The 17,697-nt window shown below is 70.2% G+C and carries 9 protein-coding genes and 2 CRISPR repeat arrays; of the genes, 4 read left to right on the forward strand and 5 right to left on the reverse strand.

The features are described 5' to 3' along the window. Positions 1-32: 32 nt before the first annotated feature. Complete coding sequence (locus WMF43_RS02535) at positions 33-305, reverse strand: hypothetical protein (RefSeq protein ID WP_437677263.1); 273 nt, start codon at positions 303-305, stop codon at positions 33-35. Between the two features lie 336 nt (positions 306-641). Then, positions 642-1,457: a hypothetical protein gene (locus tag WMF43_RS02540; protein ID WP_437677264.1), complete on the reverse strand. Its 816-nt coding sequence runs from the start codon at positions 1,455-1,457 to the stop codon at positions 642-644. A 712-nt stretch (positions 1,458-2,169) separates the two neighbouring features. Then, a CRISPR array of direct repeats spans positions 2,170-5,483; the repeat unit is 36 nt; unit sequence CTCTCCGCCGCTGAAAGGCGGCGGCCCCATTGAAGC. Between the two features lie 107 nt (positions 5,484-5,590). Beyond that, positions 5,591-5,994: a CRISPR direct-repeat array (repeat unit 36 nt; unit sequence CTCTCCGCCGCTGAAAGGCGGCGGCCCCATTGAAGC). A gap of 1,933 nt (positions 5,995-7,927) precedes the next feature. On the opposite strand from WMF43_RS02540, the gene WMF43_RS02545 reads away from it, so the two are divergent. From WMF43_RS02545 to WMF43_RS02560, 4 genes are all read left to right on the forward strand, one after another. Then, complete coding sequence (locus tag WMF43_RS02545; RefSeq protein WP_437677265.1) at positions 7,928-9,451, forward strand: RNA polymerase sigma factor; 1,524 nt, start codon at positions 7,928-7,930, stop codon at positions 9,449-9,451. A gap of 41 nt (positions 9,452-9,492) precedes the next feature. Then, a complete protein-coding gene (locus WMF43_RS02550; RefSeq protein ID WP_437677267.1) occupies positions 9,493-10,626 on the forward strand; it encodes a hypothetical protein in 1,134 nt (377 codons plus the stop codon). 211 nt (positions 10,627-10,837) lie between these two features. Further along, a complete protein-coding gene (locus WMF43_RS02555) occupies positions 10,838-11,932 on the forward strand; it encodes a hypothetical protein (RefSeq protein ID WP_437677269.1) in 1,095 nt (364 codons plus the stop codon). Positions 11,933-13,405: 1,473 nt separating this feature from the next. Further along, the gene (locus WMF43_RS02560) at positions 13,406-13,573 is read left to right on the forward strand and encodes a hypothetical protein (protein WP_437677271.1); all 168 of its coding nucleotides are present in this window, start codon (positions 13,406-13,408) and stop codon (positions 13,571-13,573) included. Between the two features lie 76 nt (positions 13,574-13,649). Here the strand turns inward: WMF43_RS02560 and WMF43_RS02565 are convergent, their stop codons facing one another. From WMF43_RS02565 to WMF43_RS02575, 3 genes are read right to left on the reverse strand one after another with little or no spacing between them, the layout of a single operon-like run. Next, positions 13,650-15,029, reverse strand: coding sequence for a hypothetical protein (locus WMF43_RS02565; protein WP_437677273.1), 1,380 nt, complete (start codon positions 15,027-15,029; stop codon positions 13,650-13,652). Between the two features lie 58 nt (positions 15,030-15,087). Then, positions 15,088-16,479 (reverse strand): hypothetical protein, encoded by a 1,392-nt coding sequence (locus WMF43_RS02570; RefSeq protein WP_437677275.1) that lies wholly within the window; start codon positions 16,477-16,479, stop codon positions 15,088-15,090. A 51-nt stretch (positions 16,480-16,530) separates the two neighbouring features. After that, a complete protein-coding gene (locus WMF43_RS02575; protein WP_437677277.1) occupies positions 16,531-17,694 on the reverse strand; it encodes a DUF2169 domain-containing protein in 1,164 nt (387 codons plus the stop codon). Between the last annotated feature and the right edge of the window lie 3 nt (positions 17,695-17,697).

Here is a 17,697-nt window from a genome sequence, read left to right on the forward strand (position 1 = left end):
CGAGGCGCCGCCGGCCGAGGACATGGCTACCGTCAGCGTGCCGCCGGATCCGTGAGCCACGCGGCGAGCGCGTCTGCGGACAGCTCCAGCCGGACATCGTCGAGGCGATCCAGGCCGAGGCGGTCGAACCGTTCGGCCAGCACGGCGTGTTCCACCTCGGCGAGCGACCGGCCGAGCTTCCTCTCGAACTGCCTCGCGATGACCGAGATCTCCCCCTCCTTAATACGCTCCTCCAGCACTTCCCTGCGGGCCTCGTCCCGGAGCGACTGCATGAACTGCTCGAACCACTGCTGAGCTTCCGTCATGTGCTCCTCCTCTTCTGTGGTTTACGCTGAGCGCGCCGAGGGCTGCTGCGCTTCGACTTCTCAGGAAGCATGGGCTCTCGTGTGCGTCTCAGCAAGCGATTGCCATACGCGTGCGGCCACAGCGGTGTGTGCGAGGGCGGTGCAGGTACACAGAGGAGAAGCAGCGGTATTACGCGCAGCACGCCGATCTCGTGCCGGTATCGTGATCCCAGCGCGACCTGCTGGTGCTGGCGTCAGGCGCCACCCTGGCCTGGGTTGTGCGGTGGCGGCGCTGGGGCCGACGAATAGAGGGGGGCGTCAGGCGGGGAGAGGCTGAACGCGATGTGCTCGCGGTGTTTACCGCCCCCTGCGCCCGGCGACCGGGGCAGGGCTGCCGGTGAGGAACGCGCCCGGCTCAACCTGTGGCTCGGCGTCCACGGCGTCGCTGTCGTCCTCTGCCTCCTCCACCTCTGCCTCTTCACCTTGGGCCTCCTCGGCCGTCGCGGTCCTGGAGGAGCTCGTCCGGCGGAAGCCGAGCTCGCGGAGGATCCTGCGGTCCTTGATGGCGCTCTGGACGATGGTGCTCCACTCCAGGTACCAGTCCCAGAGCTGCTGTTCGGCCCTGTCGAAGTCCTCGTCGCCGGCGGCGGCGGGCGCCACCTCGGCGACGGTCTCCAGCTTTCCCGCGCGTGCGAGGAGCTGCTTTGCCTCCTCGATGACGGCCTTGGTGAGGCCGCGCTTGGCGAGGATCTTGCGCGCCTCGTCCCCTTCGGCTTCGGGGCCGCCCTTTTCCTTGGACTTGGCGAGCGATTCCCAGCGCTCGACGAAGGTGCTGACGGAGACGAGGACGGCGGCGCCTTCGGTCTGGCTCAGGTTGCGGAACATCCACGCGTGGGCCGCGGGCGCGTGGCGCTTGAGGGTCGCCGCGGCGATGGGAAACCACTTGTTCTCCCAGGCGTCGATCTCGTTGACGAGACCGGTGTCGGTCGCGGCCGCGGTGGCGACGAAGCCGAGCCGGGTGCGGGTGACGCGCTGGAGCAGGCGCCATCCCTCCGCGAGATCGTCATCCGAGAACCCGTGGGCGACGAGCGCCGCTGCGACCTTATTCTTGCGAAGCCCCATGAGCAACAGGAGCACCCGCTCGGCCTTCTGGCCGATCGTGAGTTTGGCCATGATTACCTCCCAAGCGCACACGGTTACCAGGACTCGATAGCGCCGTCGACGTATCGAGTGCGTCGATTGTGTGCTCGCGCGAGTGCACCTCGAGAGCGGGGCAGGGGACGCGGAGCTCGGGAGAGCCGCGGCGGAGGGCGGGGGATGGGCGGCGGGGGTCGTGGGGAAGAGGCAACGGCTCGGGAGCTGGGGCGCCGGGGAGGCGGGGACGGAATTTCCGGGTCGGCGGGGGTGGTCCCCAGGTCGGAAGGCGGACGCCCCGCGGGGGAGCAGGCCGGCGAGGTGGGGGGTGAGTGCGGCGAGCCGGGGGCTGAGGCGAGCGAGGTGGGGGATGAGTACGGCGAGCAGGGGGGAAGGATGGCGCGAGTCGGGGAATGCACGCGGCGAGCCGGGGGCGGCGGCGGCGGAGGCGGGGGAGCGAAGGGCGGAGGTGGGGCGCAGCGCGGCAAAGCGCCTGGCAAGGGCGGAAGGGCTGGGCGAGGGGAGGAGGGGGCGTGGTAGAAGGAGGGAGGCGGACCGGCTGCGAGCGGTGGAGTGACGCGGAAATCCCGGGGGGCGCTCGCAACGCGGGCAGGTGTTTGAAATGATGAAGATTTTTGGTGGGGCCGGGGGCGCGCGGAGCGCCTCCGGCGGGCCCTGCGGGGGGGCGGAACGGGAACCTCTCGCAGGCCGGGTTGCAAGTGCGCGAAATGTTTCGTAGCCTGCGAGGGCTCTCTCCGCCGCTGAAAGGCGGCGGCCCCATTGAAGCTCGGGCGTGTCGAGCCCAGGCACACCCGCGTCGATGGCTCTCCGCCGCTGAAAGGCGGCGGCCCCATTGAAGCCGAGTATAGCTCGGGCACCCGATGAACGGCGGGGACTCTCCGCCGCTGAAAGGCGGCGGCCCCATTGAAGCAAGCCCCGGGCGCGGCGCCTCGAGGCCTGCGCCGCGCTCTCCGCCGCTGAAAGGCGGCGGCCCCATTGAAGCGCTTCCGCGCGTGCTCCGCGGCGGCCGCGTCGATCGCGCTCTCTCCGCCGCTGAAAGGCGGCGGCCCCATTGAAGCGCCGACGCCGACGCGCCGGCGGTGGCGTACGGCGTCGACTCTCCGCCGCTGAAAGGCGGCGGCCCCATTGAAGCGAGGAGCTCCGTCAACTCCGAGCCATGCAGGAGAAGCTCTCCGCCGCTGAAAGGCGGCGGCCCCATTGAAGCCAGAGCCAGCGCCGCTCAACGTGCTGACTGATTCGGACTCTCCGCCGCTGAAAGGCGGCGGCCCCATTGAAGCAACTAAAGCAGTAACGGTGAAGGGAGGTTCTGTTGATGCTCTCCGCCGCTGAAAGGCGGCGGCCCCATTGAAGCTCGTCGATGATGTCCTTGGCCCCCATCCCCACGCCGCTCTCCGCCGCTGAAAGGCGGCGGCCCCATTGAAGCGGCGCCACGCCCGCGCGAGGACCTTCCGCCGCTGAACTCTCCGCCGCTGAAAGGCGGCGGCCCCATTGAAGCGCCGTCCTGCCAGAGGTCGAGCTCGTCCGCGAAGACTCTCCGCCGCTGAAAGGCGGCGGCCCCATTGAAGCATGATGTCGTCCCCGGCCTTACGGGCCTCGATGGCGCTCTCCGCCGCTGAAAGGCGGCGGCCCCATTGAAGCTCGGCGGTGTTCTCGAGGCGACGGGCGAGGTCCCGGACTCTCCGCCGCTGAAAGGCGGCGGCCCCATTGAAGCCCCTGCGCGAAGGCGCGCCACGCCTCGTGCGCCGCGCTCTCCGCCGCTGAAAGGCGGCGGCCCCATTGAAGCGCGGTCGCCCTCGCTGCCTTCGCGCCGATGTACGGGTCTCTCCGCCGCTGAAAGGCGGCGGCCCCATTGAAGCAGCGTGGTGATGACCGGAGCGAGCTGAGGCTGACGACTCTCCGCCGCTGAAAGGCGGCGGCCCCATTGAAGCCAGCACCGCGAGCATCGCCTTGAGCCCAGCCGTGAACTCTCCGCCGCTGAAAGGCGGCGGCCCCATTGAAGCGGGAACTCGAGGCAGGCGTACCCGTGTGGAACCCACGGCTCTCCGCCGCTGAAAGGCGGCGGCCCCATTGAAGCAAAGGGTGCGGTGTGTGCCCGGCCTGCGTGGCCCGACTCTCCGCCGCTGAAAGGCGGCGGCCCCATTGAAGCCACACGACTCGGAACGAGACGCCGTTGACGCCGAAACTCTCCGCCGCTGAAAGGCGGCGGCCCCATTGAAGCAGGTTGATCGCGCGCAGCTTCGGCGTGCACCGCGGCAGCTCTCCGCCGCTGAAAGGCGGCGGCCCCATTGAAGCACGCCGACGTCGCGCGTCTGGTTCCTCAACACCGCGTCTCTCCGCCGCTGAAAGGCGGCGGCCCCATTGAAGCGCTCCGGCCGAGACGCTGTACGAGCGAGGCACGATGGCTCTCCGCCGCTGAAAGGCGGCGGCCCCATTGAAGCATCAGGGCCTTCTGACCGGCCTCGACCGCCTTTTCGGCTCTCCGCCGCTGAAAGGCGGCGGCCCCATTGAAGCCTCCTTCGTCTCGAATGAGAACGTGAACGTCCCAGGCCTCTCCGCCGCTGAAAGGCGGCGGCCCCATTGAAGCGGGTCCTCCAGTAGGCCCTGGAACACGCGTTGCCACTCTCCGCCGCTGAAAGGCGGCGGCCCCATTGAAGCCTCAGGCGGCGGAGCGCGAAGTCGTGCACCAGGTCGTCTCTCCGCCGCTGAAAGGCGGTGGCCCCATTGAAGCTACGCCTGCACCGTCGGCGGCCCCTCGGGCGAGAAGCTCTCCGCCGCTGAAAGGCGGCGGCCCCATTGAAGCCTCAAGCTCTTCTGCCGTCATGGTGGTCATGGTCAACTCTCCGCCGCTGAAAGGCGGCGGCCCCATTGAAGCAACGGCGGGTTCGTCATGAACATGTCCGCCCCGAGACCGACTCTCCGCCGCTGAAAGGCGGCGGCCCCATTGAAGCAGTGACATCGCGCGTGTCGCTGGAGGCGTTGCCGGACTCTCCGCCGCTGAAAGGCGGCGGCCCCATTGAAGCCGAGCTACCTTGTCGAAGGCGTGCGCCATCCTTCCCGGCTCTCCGCCGCTGAAAGGCGGCGGCCCCATTGAAGCCGCGCCTTCTCCTGCGCCCTGCGCTCGCCCTCCTCGACTCTCCGCCGCTGAAAGGCGGCGGCCCCATTAAAGCCGTCCGCGTCAGCGAAAGCGAGCAGCACGATCGATCTCTCCGCCGCTGAAAGGCGGCGGCCCCATTGAAGCTAGTAGCCGATAGCCGTCGTCTTGGTGTGGCACCCGCTCTCCGCCGCTGAAAGGCGGCGGCCCCATTGAAGCTCTCGTCGAGCGCGATTTGGAGGCACCAGACGAACGCTCTCCGCCGCTGAAAGGCGGCGGCTCCATTGAAGCGTTGCGTTCGCATCGGACGTGTAGAGCGCGGTCACTCCTCTCCGCCGCTGAAAGGCGGCGGCCCCATTCAAGCAACGTCCGCCGGGCCCGCCGTGGCGGCAAAGGCCAGCTCTCCGCCGCTGAAAGGCGGCGGCCCCATTGAAGCAAGTACCAGCTGGACCGGGGGTCTGACGTGTGAAGCTCTCCGCCGCTGAAAGGCGGCGGCCCCATTGAAGCGACGGGCTCGGCGCGGGCGATGCGACGCGGGCGATGCGGCTCTCCGCCGCTGAAAGGCGGCGGCCCCATTGAAGCTGCTGAGCGCGCTTCTCGCGGAACTTGTCCGACGCCTTCTCTCCGCCGCTGAAAGGCGGCGGCTCCATTGAAGCCCGGTCTTGGTCTTGATGACCCGGGCGAGGATACACCTCTCCGCTGCCGCTGAAAGGCGGCGGCACCATTGAAGCGATTCCCGTCTTGGCGTAGACGTAGAACGCCTTGAATCTCTCCGCCGCTGAAAGGCGGCGGCCCCATTGAAGCAGGTGCATCTCAGCGTGCGGGCGGTAGCGGGTCGCGCAGCTCTCCGCGGCTGAAAGGCGGCGGCCCCATTGAAGTCATATCATCTCACCACTACCGCCCTCGCCGCAGTGGCCTCTCCGCCGCTGAAAGTCGGCGGCCCCATTGAAGCCCGAGCTTCGGCCGCGCGATGTCGCGCGTCTCCTGCTCTCTGCCGCTGAAAGGCGGAGCCCCCATGAAGCAAGGGGTACCGACGCGTCGAGGGCAGCGGCGCGGTCGACTCTCCGCCGCTGAAAGGCGGCGGCCCCATTGAAGCACGGCTTGGAGTTGGAGCCGATCGCCGATCTGGCCCACCCCTCCGCCGCTGAAAGGCGGCGGCCCCATTGAAGCCCTCTGCGGCTCCGGGGCCCCTTCCCCCGTCTGAACTCTCCGCCGCTGAAAGGCGGCGGCCCCATTGAAGCGAGAGCCATCCGCCGCGCCGTGCAGAATCGCGGAGCCGTCTCTCCGCCGCTGAAAGGCGGCGGCCCCATTGAAGCGCGACGGGGTAGCCGTCCTTGCCCTTGACCGTGTACTCCTCTCCGCCGCTGAAAGGCGGCAGCCTCATTGAAGCATACTGGTGTGCATGTACCGAATGGTCGTGGTGACATCTCTCCGCGGCTGAAAGGCGGCGGCCCCATTGAAGCTCTTTGGCTCCCACGATCCTGCACCGCTCAAGCCGCCTCTCCGCGGCTGAAAGGCGGCGGCCCATTGAAGCTCCCGCTCCGCTGCGTCGAGCCTGGCCCGCAGGTCGGGGACTATCCGCCGCTGAAAGGCGGCGGCCCCATTGAAGCCGCAGCAACCAACTCCGCGCCGCCCACGAAGCGGCCGTCTCTCCGCCGCTGAAAGGCGGCGGCCCCATTGAAACCGGCTTGTCTCGACGGCGACCTCGGGGATGGGCTCCCCAATGCTCTCCGCGGCTGAAAGGCGGCGGCCCCATTGAAGCTGCCGTCGTGGCCTTCAGCTCCCCGAGCGCCGCCGCCACTCTCCGTTGCTGAAATGCGGCGGCCCCATTGAAGCGGCTACTTCTCCTTGCCCGCGGTGGGGATCCCGAACTCTCCGCCGCTGAAAGGCGGCGGCCCCATTGAAGCGGTTGAGCCCGTGGAGGAAGCGCCGGCGGCGCCGGGCACCTCTCCGCCGCTGAAAGGCGGCGGCCCCATTGAAGCAACAGCGGGCCCACGTCGTTGTGGATGGTCTCCAGCTTGACTCTCCGCCGCTGAAAGGCGGCGGCCCCATTGAAGCGTCCACTGGGGGGCTCAAGGGTACCATGGCGACCGCGGCCCGAGCGCTCTCCGCCGCTGAAAGGCGGCGGCCCCATTGAAGCGTCCCCTGGAACGGGCTGCGGGCCATGTCGCACTCCTACTTCCCGCCGCTGAAAGGCGGCGGCCCCATTGAAGCGTGGGCCCCGTGGCTGACGCCCCGGTACTCTCCGCCCGGGCTCTCCGCCGCTGAAAGGCGGCGGCCCCATTGAAGCGACAAGTCCTCCTTGGAGGCCGGTCGCCGAGAGAACTCTCCGCCGCTGAAAGGCGGCGGCCCCATTGAAGCGTGCGCGGGTCGCCCGTGGTCGTCATGTGCACGATCTCTCCGCCGCTGAAAGGCGGCGGCCCTATTGAAGCTCGAAGGAGATGGTCACGACGGCGCCGGACAGGTCCTCTCCGCCGCTGAAAGGCGGCGGCCCCATTGAAGCAGATCCGCGCGCAGCGCCATGCCCGCCGCCCTCCCAGCCTCTCCGCCGCTGAAGGGCGGCGGCCCCATTCAAGCGCGGTGCCGCCCGTGATATTGACGCCGGAGCTCGTGCCCTCTCCGCCGCTGAAAGGCGGCGGCCCCATTGAAGCTACGCCTGCCAGAGGACGAGGAACCGCGCGTGCACCTCGGCTCTCCGCCGCTGAAAGGCGGCGGCGCCGTTGAAGCCGGACGTACGCGCGGGCTGTCCGCACGTCCGCCCCCATCCTCTCCGCCGCTGAAGTGCGGCGGCCCCATTGAAGCCCGTCTCGCTGAAAGATGATGTCTTGCTGGCTCGCACCTTCTCCGCCGCTGAAGTGCGGCGGCCCCATTGAAGCGCCGCGCCGTGCTGGCCGATGAACACGTTGCACAAGCCGCTCTCCGCCGGTGAAACGCGGCGGTCCCAACGATGCGAGCGAACCTTGTAGGTGGACACCACGAGAGGCGGTCTATCCGCCGCTGAAATGCGGCGGCTCCGCCGACGCGCCCGGCTCCGCCTCGCCCTGCCGGCCCGACGCTAACTCTCTCCTCTTTGGAGGGCACCCGGACCGTCCGCGCGGCTTCGCGCAAGGCCCACTGGTCCCGCTTGCGCCCGTGCGGAAGCTTCCGCGGTGCTTGCCCACGGCGCCGAGCAGCGCCGCGGAGATCCCGCCCGTCTCAGCCCTTGCCCTGGCATGTGCACCTCGCGGCCGGGCGAGTAGCTCTCGCCCCGGTCGTGCTCCGCCCTGCCGAGCCGATCGCGCACTCCGCGCAACCGGCCGCCGGCTCCTCGAGCCTCCCCCCACGCCCCCCAGCCCCGCCCCGCCTCCCGCCCTACCGATTCCGTGACGACCTCAAGCCCCTCCCCGTAATTCTATACATGAGCCCTCTCTCTCCTCCCCCCGACCTCCTCCTGCGGAGCACCTGGACGTCCATGCACGCGACCGCCGTGCACGTCCTCCCCTGGATGCTCCGGTACCTCGGCGTCGACGAGAACGACCTCGACGACCTCTCCCAGGAGGTCCTGCTGGGCGCCTACACCAGCCTCCCCCGGTACGACCCCGCGTATCCGGGCAGGTCGCGCGGCGCCGCCTCGCTGCCGGCGCAGGACCTCGCGTTCGCCGTCCTCTCCGCCGCCGCGGCCGCCGAGCAGGCCGGCGACGCCTCGTCGCCCTCGCTCCCTGCCTCCACGCTGCGCAGCCCCCTGGATCCATCGCTCTCGCGCCGGCACGGCCTCGGCAAGGGCTGGCGCTCGGAGGCCAGCTGGCTCTTCGGGATCGCCTGGCGGCAGGTCCGGCGCCACCTGGAGCGCGCCTACCGGCGGCGCGAGGTGCCGGTGGGCCTCGCGGACGCGGCGTGCTTCGAGGGAGCCGACGCCTTGCCGAGCAGCGAGCAGCACATCGCCGCGAAGGAGCGGCTCGTCCTCGCGATCCGCGTCCTCTCCAAGATCGAGCCCGAGCGGCGCGCGATCCTGATCCTGGCCGACGCGTTTGGGATCCCGGTGCCCGAGATCGCGCGCACCCTCGGGCTGAACGAGAGCACCGCCGCGAGCCGGCTGCGCCTCGCGCGCGAAGACTACCGCGCCGCCGTCAAGCGGCTGCGCCCCGAGGAGCAGCGAGCGCTCCGGTCCGGCCTCGGTCTGCTCATGCTCCCGCTCTTCTCCCATGCGTCCTTGCACTCGGTCGTCGAGACGAGCGCGCCCGCATCGGCGCCCCACCCGGACGCGCCGATCGATCGCGATCCGCGGGACGCCGCAGGGTGGCCTGCGCGCCTCGCGCGCCTCGCGCACCGTGCACGCCCGCTCGCCCGCCTCGTCCGCCCGGCGCTCGCCTGGGGCGCGATCGGCGTCGTTGGGGCTGTCGTGGTCGCCGCGCTCGCCCGAGCGCCGGCGTCCTGGGCTCGCCGCCTCGGTCCGGCCGCGGCACCGCACCTCCTCTCGCTCTCGCGCCCCGTCCACCCAGGGACGCGACCGGCGGCCGCCCCCGGCGAGGCGCCGCGAGAGGCGCCGCAAGCCGATGCGACGTCGAGCCCCCGAGCCCCCGCCAGAGAGGCGGAGAACACCCGCAATCGGCGCCATCGGCGCGATCCCGCAACGAACGCCGCGCCCGCCCCGCAATCGCCGCTCCCCGGACCGAAACCTCCTCCCGCATCCTCCGCGCGGGAACAGGAGCCGCTCGCGGAGGAGCTCCAGCTGCTCGACGCGGCCCGGCAGGCGCTCCTGCAAGGCGACCGGGCCGCTGCGCTGGCGCGCATCGGCGCGCACGAGCAGCGCTTCCCGCAGGGTCGACTGAAGCTGATGCGCGAGCGGCTGCGCTCGAAAGCCGAGGCGCCGCCGCCCGTTGCGCCGGGCGGCAGTTCGCCCGCTGCGCCGGGCGGCAGCGCGGTGGGGCAGGAGCTCCCATGACCTCACGGACGCCGTGCGCGCGTCGCACGTCGCTAGGCTCGATGCGTCGGACGTCGCCGGGCTCGATAACAAACAGCAGGCGGGCACGCCGCGCCGCGCTCGCCTCGATGGCTGCGGCCGCCATCTCCGCGGCCGCGCCCGCGCCGGCCCGCGCCGACCCTGGAGCGCCGCGGACCCGCGTGCAGCTCGAGTTCGTCCGAGGACCAGGCGCCGAGCAATGTCCTGACGAGCAGTTCCTGCGCGCCGAGACCATGCGGCACCTGGGAGGCGCCGATCCCTACGACGAAGCGGCTCCGCTGACCGTGACAGCGTCCATCGAGCGCCAGCGCGGCGAGCTCGCCGCCACGATGTTCCTCCGCGACCGCGACGGCCGGGGGCTCTGGGCTGACGGCTTCAGCACCCGCAGCGACTGCACGATGCTCGTCTCGGCCATGGCCCTGTCGATCGCCGTGCTGCTCGACGACGCGGCCGAGCTTCCGGCGGGACCGCCCGCACCGAAGAAACCCACGGAGCCAGCGAAGCCAAGAGAGGCGCCCTGCGCGCCGGAGCGGCCGTGCTCGCCGCAGCCCATCCCCGCGCCGCGCCCGTCCCCGCGCGAGACGTCGCCCGGGCACGCACCCGCCCGGAGAGGTGTTCCGCCCGTGAGAATCGCTCCGCCGGAGCCAGCGGCGCGCTTCCGCTGGGTGGCCGGCCTCGGCGCCGCGGTCGGCTTCGGATTGACGCCTGGCGTTGCTGTCGGGCCGGCGCTGTCCGTCGGCGGCCGCTGGCCGGCGTGGTCGGCCACGCTGGAAGTCCGCGGGCTCTCTTCGCTCTCGGCAGAAATCGAGGAGGTGCCCATGGCGACGTCTCTTCTGACGACGAACGCTGCCCTCTGCTACCACCACCACACCCTTTTGGTCTGTGGACTCTCGGATCTGGGGCTGCTTCGTGCTGCGACCGATGTCCCTCTGGGAGCAGCCTCGCTGCGGAATCTCCGCGTGGGGCTCGGTGCACGGATCGGCGCCGCCTGGCCTGTCTCGGAGAGGCTCTCCGTCCGTGGCTACACCGACATCATCCAGAACCTGGCCGATGTCGCGATCGAGCGACGCCCCGATGCTCCCGGATCTGACCGCTCCCTCTGGAGCGCATCGTTTGCTGCTTTGGCGTTCGGGGTGGGTCTACACGCGAGCCTGTGAGTGACCGGCAACGAAAATGAACAGCACGGGGCAATGAGCGACCACGATGAGAAAATTCAAACGGAATGCGTAATGCGCTGGATGTCCATGCATCGACGGAACACCCGCTTGCGTCACGGATGGGCGATCCGTTAGGTTCGCCGCCATGCACCGCTCCTGTTGGGGTCTCTCAGGCATCCTGTTCATTCTTGGTTGCGACCAAGATCCCATCGTGATCACAGGCCCTTGTACGCCCGGAGAGATCGAGCACAACCTCTCCGGTTGCGGCGCGCTGCGCGACGCTGGGGCAGACGGCACCGGCGGCCAGGGCGGCACCGGCGGCGGTGGTACCGGCGCCACCGGCACCGGCGGCCAGGGCGGCACCGGTGGCGCGGGCGGCGCCGGCGGCGACACGCACAGCGCGCTCTGCTCCGGCCAGTGCGTCCCTCCCGCGCCGCTCGGCTGGTCCGGCCCGGCGCTGCTCTGGTTCGGCTCGCCCGAGGCGGTCCCCGACTGCCCCGCCGACGCCCCGACGGTCGGCTACGAGGGCTTCGCCGATCTCCAGCAGGTGCCCAAGGACTGCGGCACCTGCGCGTGCGACGCGCCTGCTGCCTCGTGCACGCTCCCCACCGGCTGGGCCGCGGCCTCGTCCACGTCGTGCACCGGCGACGAGCCGGGCACCGTGGCGACCTCGTTCGCCGCGCCCGACGGATGGGACGGCGCCTGCTCCGCGTCGAACCCGATCCCCGCCGGTCAGCTCTGCGACGGGGAGCCCTGCGTGCAGTCGCTGACGATCGCCGCGCCCTCGCTCACGACCGGCGCCTGCACGCCGCGCCTCGACGTGAAGCCGTCGCCCGTCGAAGAGCCCGATCCCTGGGCGACGCGCGCGAAGGCGTGCCTCGCCGGGGCGCACACGGCGTGCGGCGACGCGACGACGTGTGCGCCCGCGGCGCCGTCGGGGTTCCAGACCTGCGTCTACCACGAGGACGACGCCGACTGCCCGGAGGGCTACGCGTTCAAGCACGTCTTCTACAAGGGCACCGCCGACGCGCGCGAGTGCACCCCCTGCGGCTGCGGCGATCCGACCGGCGCCTCCTGCACGATCATGGCGTCCGTGTACCGCGACGGCGCCTGCGCGGATCTCCTCGCCTCTACCCTCGTGAGCTCGAGCGTCCCGTTCTGCGGCGTCACGCCTCCCGGCGTCGCGCTGGGCAGCAAGACCGCGGCCGTCGTGGCCGTGGAGCCGGGGGCGTGTGCGCCGTACGGGGGCGAGCCGACCGGCGAGCTCCAGCCGAGCACGCCGTCCACGTTCTGCTGCGTCGCCTGACCGCCGCGGAGGGAAACCTGCCGGCGGCCCCATTGAAGCTCGTTCGTCACGCGCACGAGCGACCCGCGGAACTCCAGCCTCTCCGCCGCTGAAAGGCGGCGGCCCCATTGAAGCGAGATGTAACCGACGTCCACGGAAGGGCGGGTCGGGTCTCTCCGCCGCTGAAAGGCGGCGGCCCCATTGAAGCTTGTAGATCGCCTCCACGGCGTTGCCGATGTGCTGGCTCTCCGCCGCTGAAAGGTGGCGGCCCCATTGCCGGCGACAAATAGATATTGCTCGAGATTACTGTGATCAATCGCGCAACCCAGGAACAGCTCAGCGGAAACCAAGTTTGTCCTGAAGCCGATCTGTCCTTTTTTCTCACACCGTGTCACCTTGATATTACTCCTCAAGAGTGGCCAAATCAAGATTATGAGTATTGCCAGCCGGTGCCGCCGGGGTGCCCGCTGTAACGGCGAGATGTGAAATGGCGATTCGTACATCTGTTATGGTCGCACTCGTTGCCGGCGTCGCCGGCGTCTTCGTCGGGCGCTCTATGCCGCGCGATACACCGAGTGCCCAAGCGCTTGAAAGCGCATCACCACCCCCGCCAGCGACGGAATCCTCGCCCACCGACGCGACGCCTATCCGCGGCAGCTGCAAGGCTGAACGTACCGAGCTTGCCTCGACAAAGGCGCAGTTGGCTATCTGCATGGCCTTCGTCGCGCCGGTCCATAGGACCGAACCATCCAGCGTTGCAGAGCCGTCTGAGCAAGATACTCCAGAACACGCGTCTGTCGACCCTCAACGCACGCCAAGCGCCGCAGAGATCCGGCGAAACCGCGAGCTTTTGGACAGCTACTCCGAGGCTGTGATCGTCCAGCACCCAGACGGCACGACTGGCGTTTATAAGCCAGGCGAATGGTCGACCGACGATGACGGAGTGATTGTCGCACGAAAGCTGCCAAGCGGGGAAATTGGGTGGTATGCCGGGCCAGATGCCGGGCCGCGCTCGGACCCTGCCGCGTTTCGGCCACTCGAACTTCCAAAAGCAGCGCCACCCATCATCGTGCGCGGATCAGACGGTACGCTCACGGTGAATGGGAAGCCTGGCGCACCTGCCCTGCAGCGCATGTTCCCCGGAAAGCCCAAACCGGCAGCGCAATAAGCTGAGATGACGGGCCGCACGGCCGCTCCGGAACCGTGGTGCCGGGACGTCGCCGAGGCGCGCTCCGGTTGGCGTGACCGGACGGTTCCGCAGCATCGATGCAAGCCCGAACCCTACGAGTTTAGCAGTCGCCCTCACAACCTTTGATGCGAAAGGCAAGAGATTCGAGGCGAGTGCAGCCAAGATCCCATCTTGATTATGGCCCTTGTACGCCCGGAGAGATCGAGCACAATCACGGACAGTCGGCTACGAGAGCTTCGCCGACCTCCGACAGGTGCCCAAGGACTTCGACACCTGCCTGCGCGGATCTCATCGCCTCGAGCCTCGTGAGCTCGAGCGTCCCGTTCTGCGTCGTCACGCCGCCCGGCGTCGCGCTGGGCAGCAAGACCGCGGCCGTCGTGGCCGTGGAGCCGGGGGCGTGTGCGCCGCACGGAGGCGAGCCGATCGGCGAGCTCCAGCCGAGCACGCCGTCCACGTTCTGCTGCGTTGCCTGACCGCGGCGGAGGGAGACCTGCCCCTCCTTGAACGCTCCTGCCTCACCGCTTCAGAGCCTCTGCCTCACACGGCTCATCACGCCGAGAGCTGCCCACCGGCCGGCGCCGCAGCCATTCCCGGGACGACCGGCCTTGCCCGGACGAACCTCGCGAGCTCTTCGAGCCGGAGCACGACCAGCGAGATCGCCTCCGCCTCCGCCTGCCCCGGGCTAAAATTCCAGCGCCTCAGCGTCCGGAGGCGCGCCTTAGCCATCAACCCGGCCGGCGTCACGGCGAGGTCGATGCCGGCGGCGTCGAACCACGCTGCGCGCGCGCGCCATTCGGGCGACTCCTGCCACTGCGCGAGGCAGCGCTCTTGGGCCGATGGATCCTCGTGCTCGGAGAGGCCGGGCAGCCACGCGGCGAGCAGGATCCAGACCTTTGGCGGGAGGCGTTTCGGTCGTGTGCCGCCCACGTCGGTCACGAGCAGCGCGCAGTAGCCGGACACAGGGAGCTCGCTCGCGCCGTAGTGCGGACCGCCCCGAAGGATATCGGCCGAGACGGGGCCGGCCCATACCGTGTCCAGCCATCGAATCACATCGGCCGGGCGCCCGGCGAAGAGCCGCTCGATGGAGGCGCGCACCTCCGCCCAGACTCGCCGGCGGGTGAGCAGGACCCGCAGCTCGACGCCCGCCGAAATGAGCACGAGCAGCGGAAAGAAGGCTCGAAACAGGAACTGCCCGATCATGTACGCGTCGAGCTGCTTGACCTGCATAAACGCAGCGACCCAGACGGCGAGCGGCACCGAGAGGATGAGGAACCCGACGAGCCAGGGCACGGCGCCCTTCCAGGCGATCGTAGGCCCCGACGCCCGTCCGGCCCACCCGCGGCGCTCGTCGCGGTAACGCGCGATCCGCGCCGCGACGACGAGGTAATCCGCCGCGTCGAGGGCTCGGGCCATCCCGCTGCGATCGGCGATCAGCGCGGTGCCGCAGCTCCGACACCGGTTGAGCGCCCGCTCCATCTGGAGGCTGTTGGGGCCTCCGCAGTTCGGACACGCCAGCGTCGCCGCCGGAACCGCGAGGGCCTCCGCGGCTTCACCACGTTTGCGACGGCCGATCACGAGCGCCGCCAGCGAGGCGACGCCGAGGACGGCCGCGATCGCGATCGGGGCCGTCGGATCGCCGGACGCGAGGCCGACCAGCGGGAGCGCCAGCGCCGCCGCCGCCAGCGCGGTCGCCCCCATGCAGCCGACCACGGCGAACGGCGCGACGGCGCTCCCGCGCGGCCGCACCTGCGCGCGCGCCGACTGCAACCGAGCGGCCATACCCTGCTGGTAGGCGCCGACCTCGTGGAGGAGCTCGGGCGGGACGGCGAGCTCCTGGCTGCATCGAGGGCAGCGGATCGTCGGCGCGAACGAGGTGACGGGGACCGCGCCCCCGCACCATCCGCAGCGCATCGCGCGGGCATCAGGCATCACGGGAGAAGATCTGCCATGGTTCGGTCGCTCCTCTGCCACCAGCTGACGCGGCTCATCACGCCGAGAGCTGCCCACCCACCGGCGCTGCAGCCGCTCCCGGGACAATCGGCCTTGCCCGGACGAACCTCGCGAGCTCTTCCAGCTGGAGTACGACCAGCGAGATCGCCTCCGCCTGATCGGGCTCCTGGCTCCAGCGCTCCAGCGTCTCGCTGCGCGCCGCCGCCGTCAGACCGGCCGCGGTCACGGCAAGGTCGAAGCCAGCGGCATCGAACCACGCGATGCGCGTCCGCCATTCGGTCGACTCCTGCCATTGCGCGAGGCAGCGCTCTTGGGCCGAGGGATCCTCGTGCTCGGAGAGGCCAGGCAGCCACGCGGCAAGCAGGATCCAGAGCTTTGGCGGGAGACGTTTCCGTCGCGTGCCGCCCACGTCGGTCACGAGCAGCGCGCTGAAGCCGGACACGGGGAGCTCACTCGCGCCATAAAAAGGTCCGCCGCGGAGGACCTCGACGCCGATGGGACCGGCCCATACCGTGTTCAGCCATCGCACCACATCCGCCGCGCGCCCGGCAAAGAGCCGCTCGACGGAGGCGCGCACCTCCGCCCAGACACGCCGGTGGGAGAAGTACTCGGCGAGCTCGCTGATCGCGGCGACGGCCGCGAGCAGCGGGATAACGGCTCGCACCAGCAACAGCAAGACCCATCCCGCATCGAACCGCACGCCCACCGCAAGCCCATACACCCAGGCGATGAGCGGGGCCGAGACGACAGTGAGCCCGAGGATCCACGACGCGACGGCCCACCAGGCGGTCGTGGGCCCCGTCGCGCGGCCGGACCATCCGCGGCGCTCGTCGCGGTAACGCGCGATCCGCGCTGCGACGACGAGGCGATCCGCCGCGTCGAGGGCTCGGGCCATCCCGCTGCGATCGGCGATCAGCGCAGCGCCGCAGCTCCGACAGCGGTTGAGCGCCTCCACCATCTGGAGCCGGTTGGGACCTCCACAGTTCGGGCAGGCGAGCGTGGCCGCGGGAACCGCAGGGGTCTCCTCGACCTCGCGACGTCTTCGGCCCTCGCGATGTCGTCGACCATAGAGCACGAGCGCGCCCATGGAAGCCGCGCCGAGGAGGGCCGCGAGCGCGAGCGGGCCCGTGGGATCGCCGGACGCCAAGCCGAGCAGCGGCAGCACGAGCGCCGCGCCTGCGATCGCGGTCGCCCCCATGCAGCCCATCACGGCGACCGGCTGGACGGCGCTCCCGCGCGGCCGCACCTGCGCGCGGGCCGACTGCAACCGAGCGTCCATGCCCTGCTGATAGGCGCCGATCTCGCGGAGCAGCTCGGGCGGGACGGCGAGCTCCTGGCTGCATCGAGGGCAGCGGATCGTCGGCGCGAGCGAGGTGACGGGCACCGCGCCCCCGCACCATCCGCAGCGCATCGCGCGGGCATCAGGCATCACGGAGGTCGGCTTATCCATCGTTCGACGGGACCAGGCCTTTCGTCCGAGTCACTCCCAATCGATACGGTACGGGCATTTCGCTCGCCACTCGGCAGGGAGGTGCTCCCTGCCAGCAGCGACGCTCGCGCGCCACAACAAGGTGACGCGCCTCTCGTCGCCCTCCACGAACACCCTGTCGAGCAGCGGGGCCACCTCCTGCTCCGCCGCGCCGAAGAGGCTCACGTGGACCCGCGGCCGGTGATCGGGGATGATCACCACGAGATCCTGCCCCTCGGGCGCGAACGACGTGACCGTGATCCTCTCGCCGCCTCGGAGTCGATTGCGGTACAGGAACGGGTGAGCCCCTTGCGCGAACCGATGGGCCCGGTCCGCGAGCGGATAACGCGCCTCATCGGCTCGGAGCAGGCCGAGCTTGACCTCCGCCTCCGGGACCCGGCCGTCGTGCGTCTCCGGGATCACCCCGAAGAACGCGATGCGTGGGAACCATTCGTGCGGGAACCAGTCGAACCCCGCCGGATAAGGTCGATCGCCCCAGCGGTCCATCGGCTGCGCCAGCCGCTCCAGATCCGTTGTCGGGAGCCGGTGCTGCAAGAGCTCGACGTTCGGCCACGCCAGCCCGATCAGCCCGTCCGGCTCCACCAGGAAGCCCTTGCCCGCGGGGTTTCGCGGATACGAGAACTCACCGAACTCCGCAAGCACCTCCGGCCCGAGCGCCTCGGCGAGCTCTGCGAGCTCCGGATCCGCATGGCGCTCCTCCGCCAGCTCGTCCGTCCCGCCATAAGCCTTGTCGTACCGAAGCGGCATCTCGGTGAAGGGGACGGGCTCGGAGAGCCTCGGCCCCGTCGTGCCTCGCTCCACCCGTCGATCGCCGGTCACCACGACCGTTTGCGCGATGTCGGTCTGGTGGCCGCGGCAGGTGAGCGCAACCTCGGTGGACCTCACGGCCCGGTCCGTGCGGACGGTGCCCTGGACCACGAGATCTGTGAAATCGCGGAACACGTAGCAGTCGGCGTCGCGCCGGAGCAGCGACGGTCGCGCCCTGCCGGAGGTCGGCAAATCCTCGAGGTGCTCGGGCTCTTCACGAAGGCGGAACTCGCCCTCCTGCAGCTCGGCGTCGCCACGCGGGCCGATCGTGTACGTGCGACCCACGAGGACGCTCAGGATCCGGCCCTGACCTCCCGGCCAGGCGCCTGTCACGATCGTTCGATCCATCGC

The sequence above is a fragment of the Sorangium sp. So ce131 genome (assembly GCF_051519095.1).
GTDB lineage: Bacteria > Myxococcota_A > Polyangia > Polyangiales > Polyangiaceae > Sorangium.

What these genes read in the sequence shown, in the direction of transcription:
- WMF43_RS02535 (WP_437677263.1), bottom strand. Translation starts at nt 305, where the DNA reads ATGACGGAAGCTCAGCAGTGGTTCGAGCAGTTCATGCAGTCGCTCCGG.
- WMF43_RS02540 (WP_437677264.1), bottom strand. Translation starts at nt 1,457, where the DNA reads ATGGCCAAACTCACGATCGGCCAGAAGGCCGAGCGGGTGCTCCTGTTG.
- WMF43_RS02545 (WP_437677265.1), top strand. Translation starts at nt 7,928, where the DNA reads ATGAGCCCTCTCTCTCCTCCCCCCGACCTCCTCCTGCGGAGCACCTGG.
- WMF43_RS02550 (WP_437677267.1), top strand. Translation starts at nt 9,493, where the DNA reads ATGCGTCGGACGTCGCCGGGCTCGATAACAAACAGCAGGCGGGCACGC.
- WMF43_RS02565 (WP_437677273.1), bottom strand. Translation starts at nt 15,029, where the DNA reads ATGCCTGATGCCCGCGCGATGCGCTGCGGATGGTGCGGGGGCGCGGTC.
- WMF43_RS02570 (WP_437677275.1), bottom strand. Translation starts at nt 16,479, where the DNA reads ATGCCTGATGCCCGCGCGATGCGCTGCGGATGGTGCGGGGGCGCGGTG.
- WMF43_RS02575 (WP_437677277.1), bottom strand. Translation starts at nt 17,694, where the DNA reads ATGGATCGAACGATCGTGACAGGCGCCTGGCCGGGAGGTCAGGGCCGG.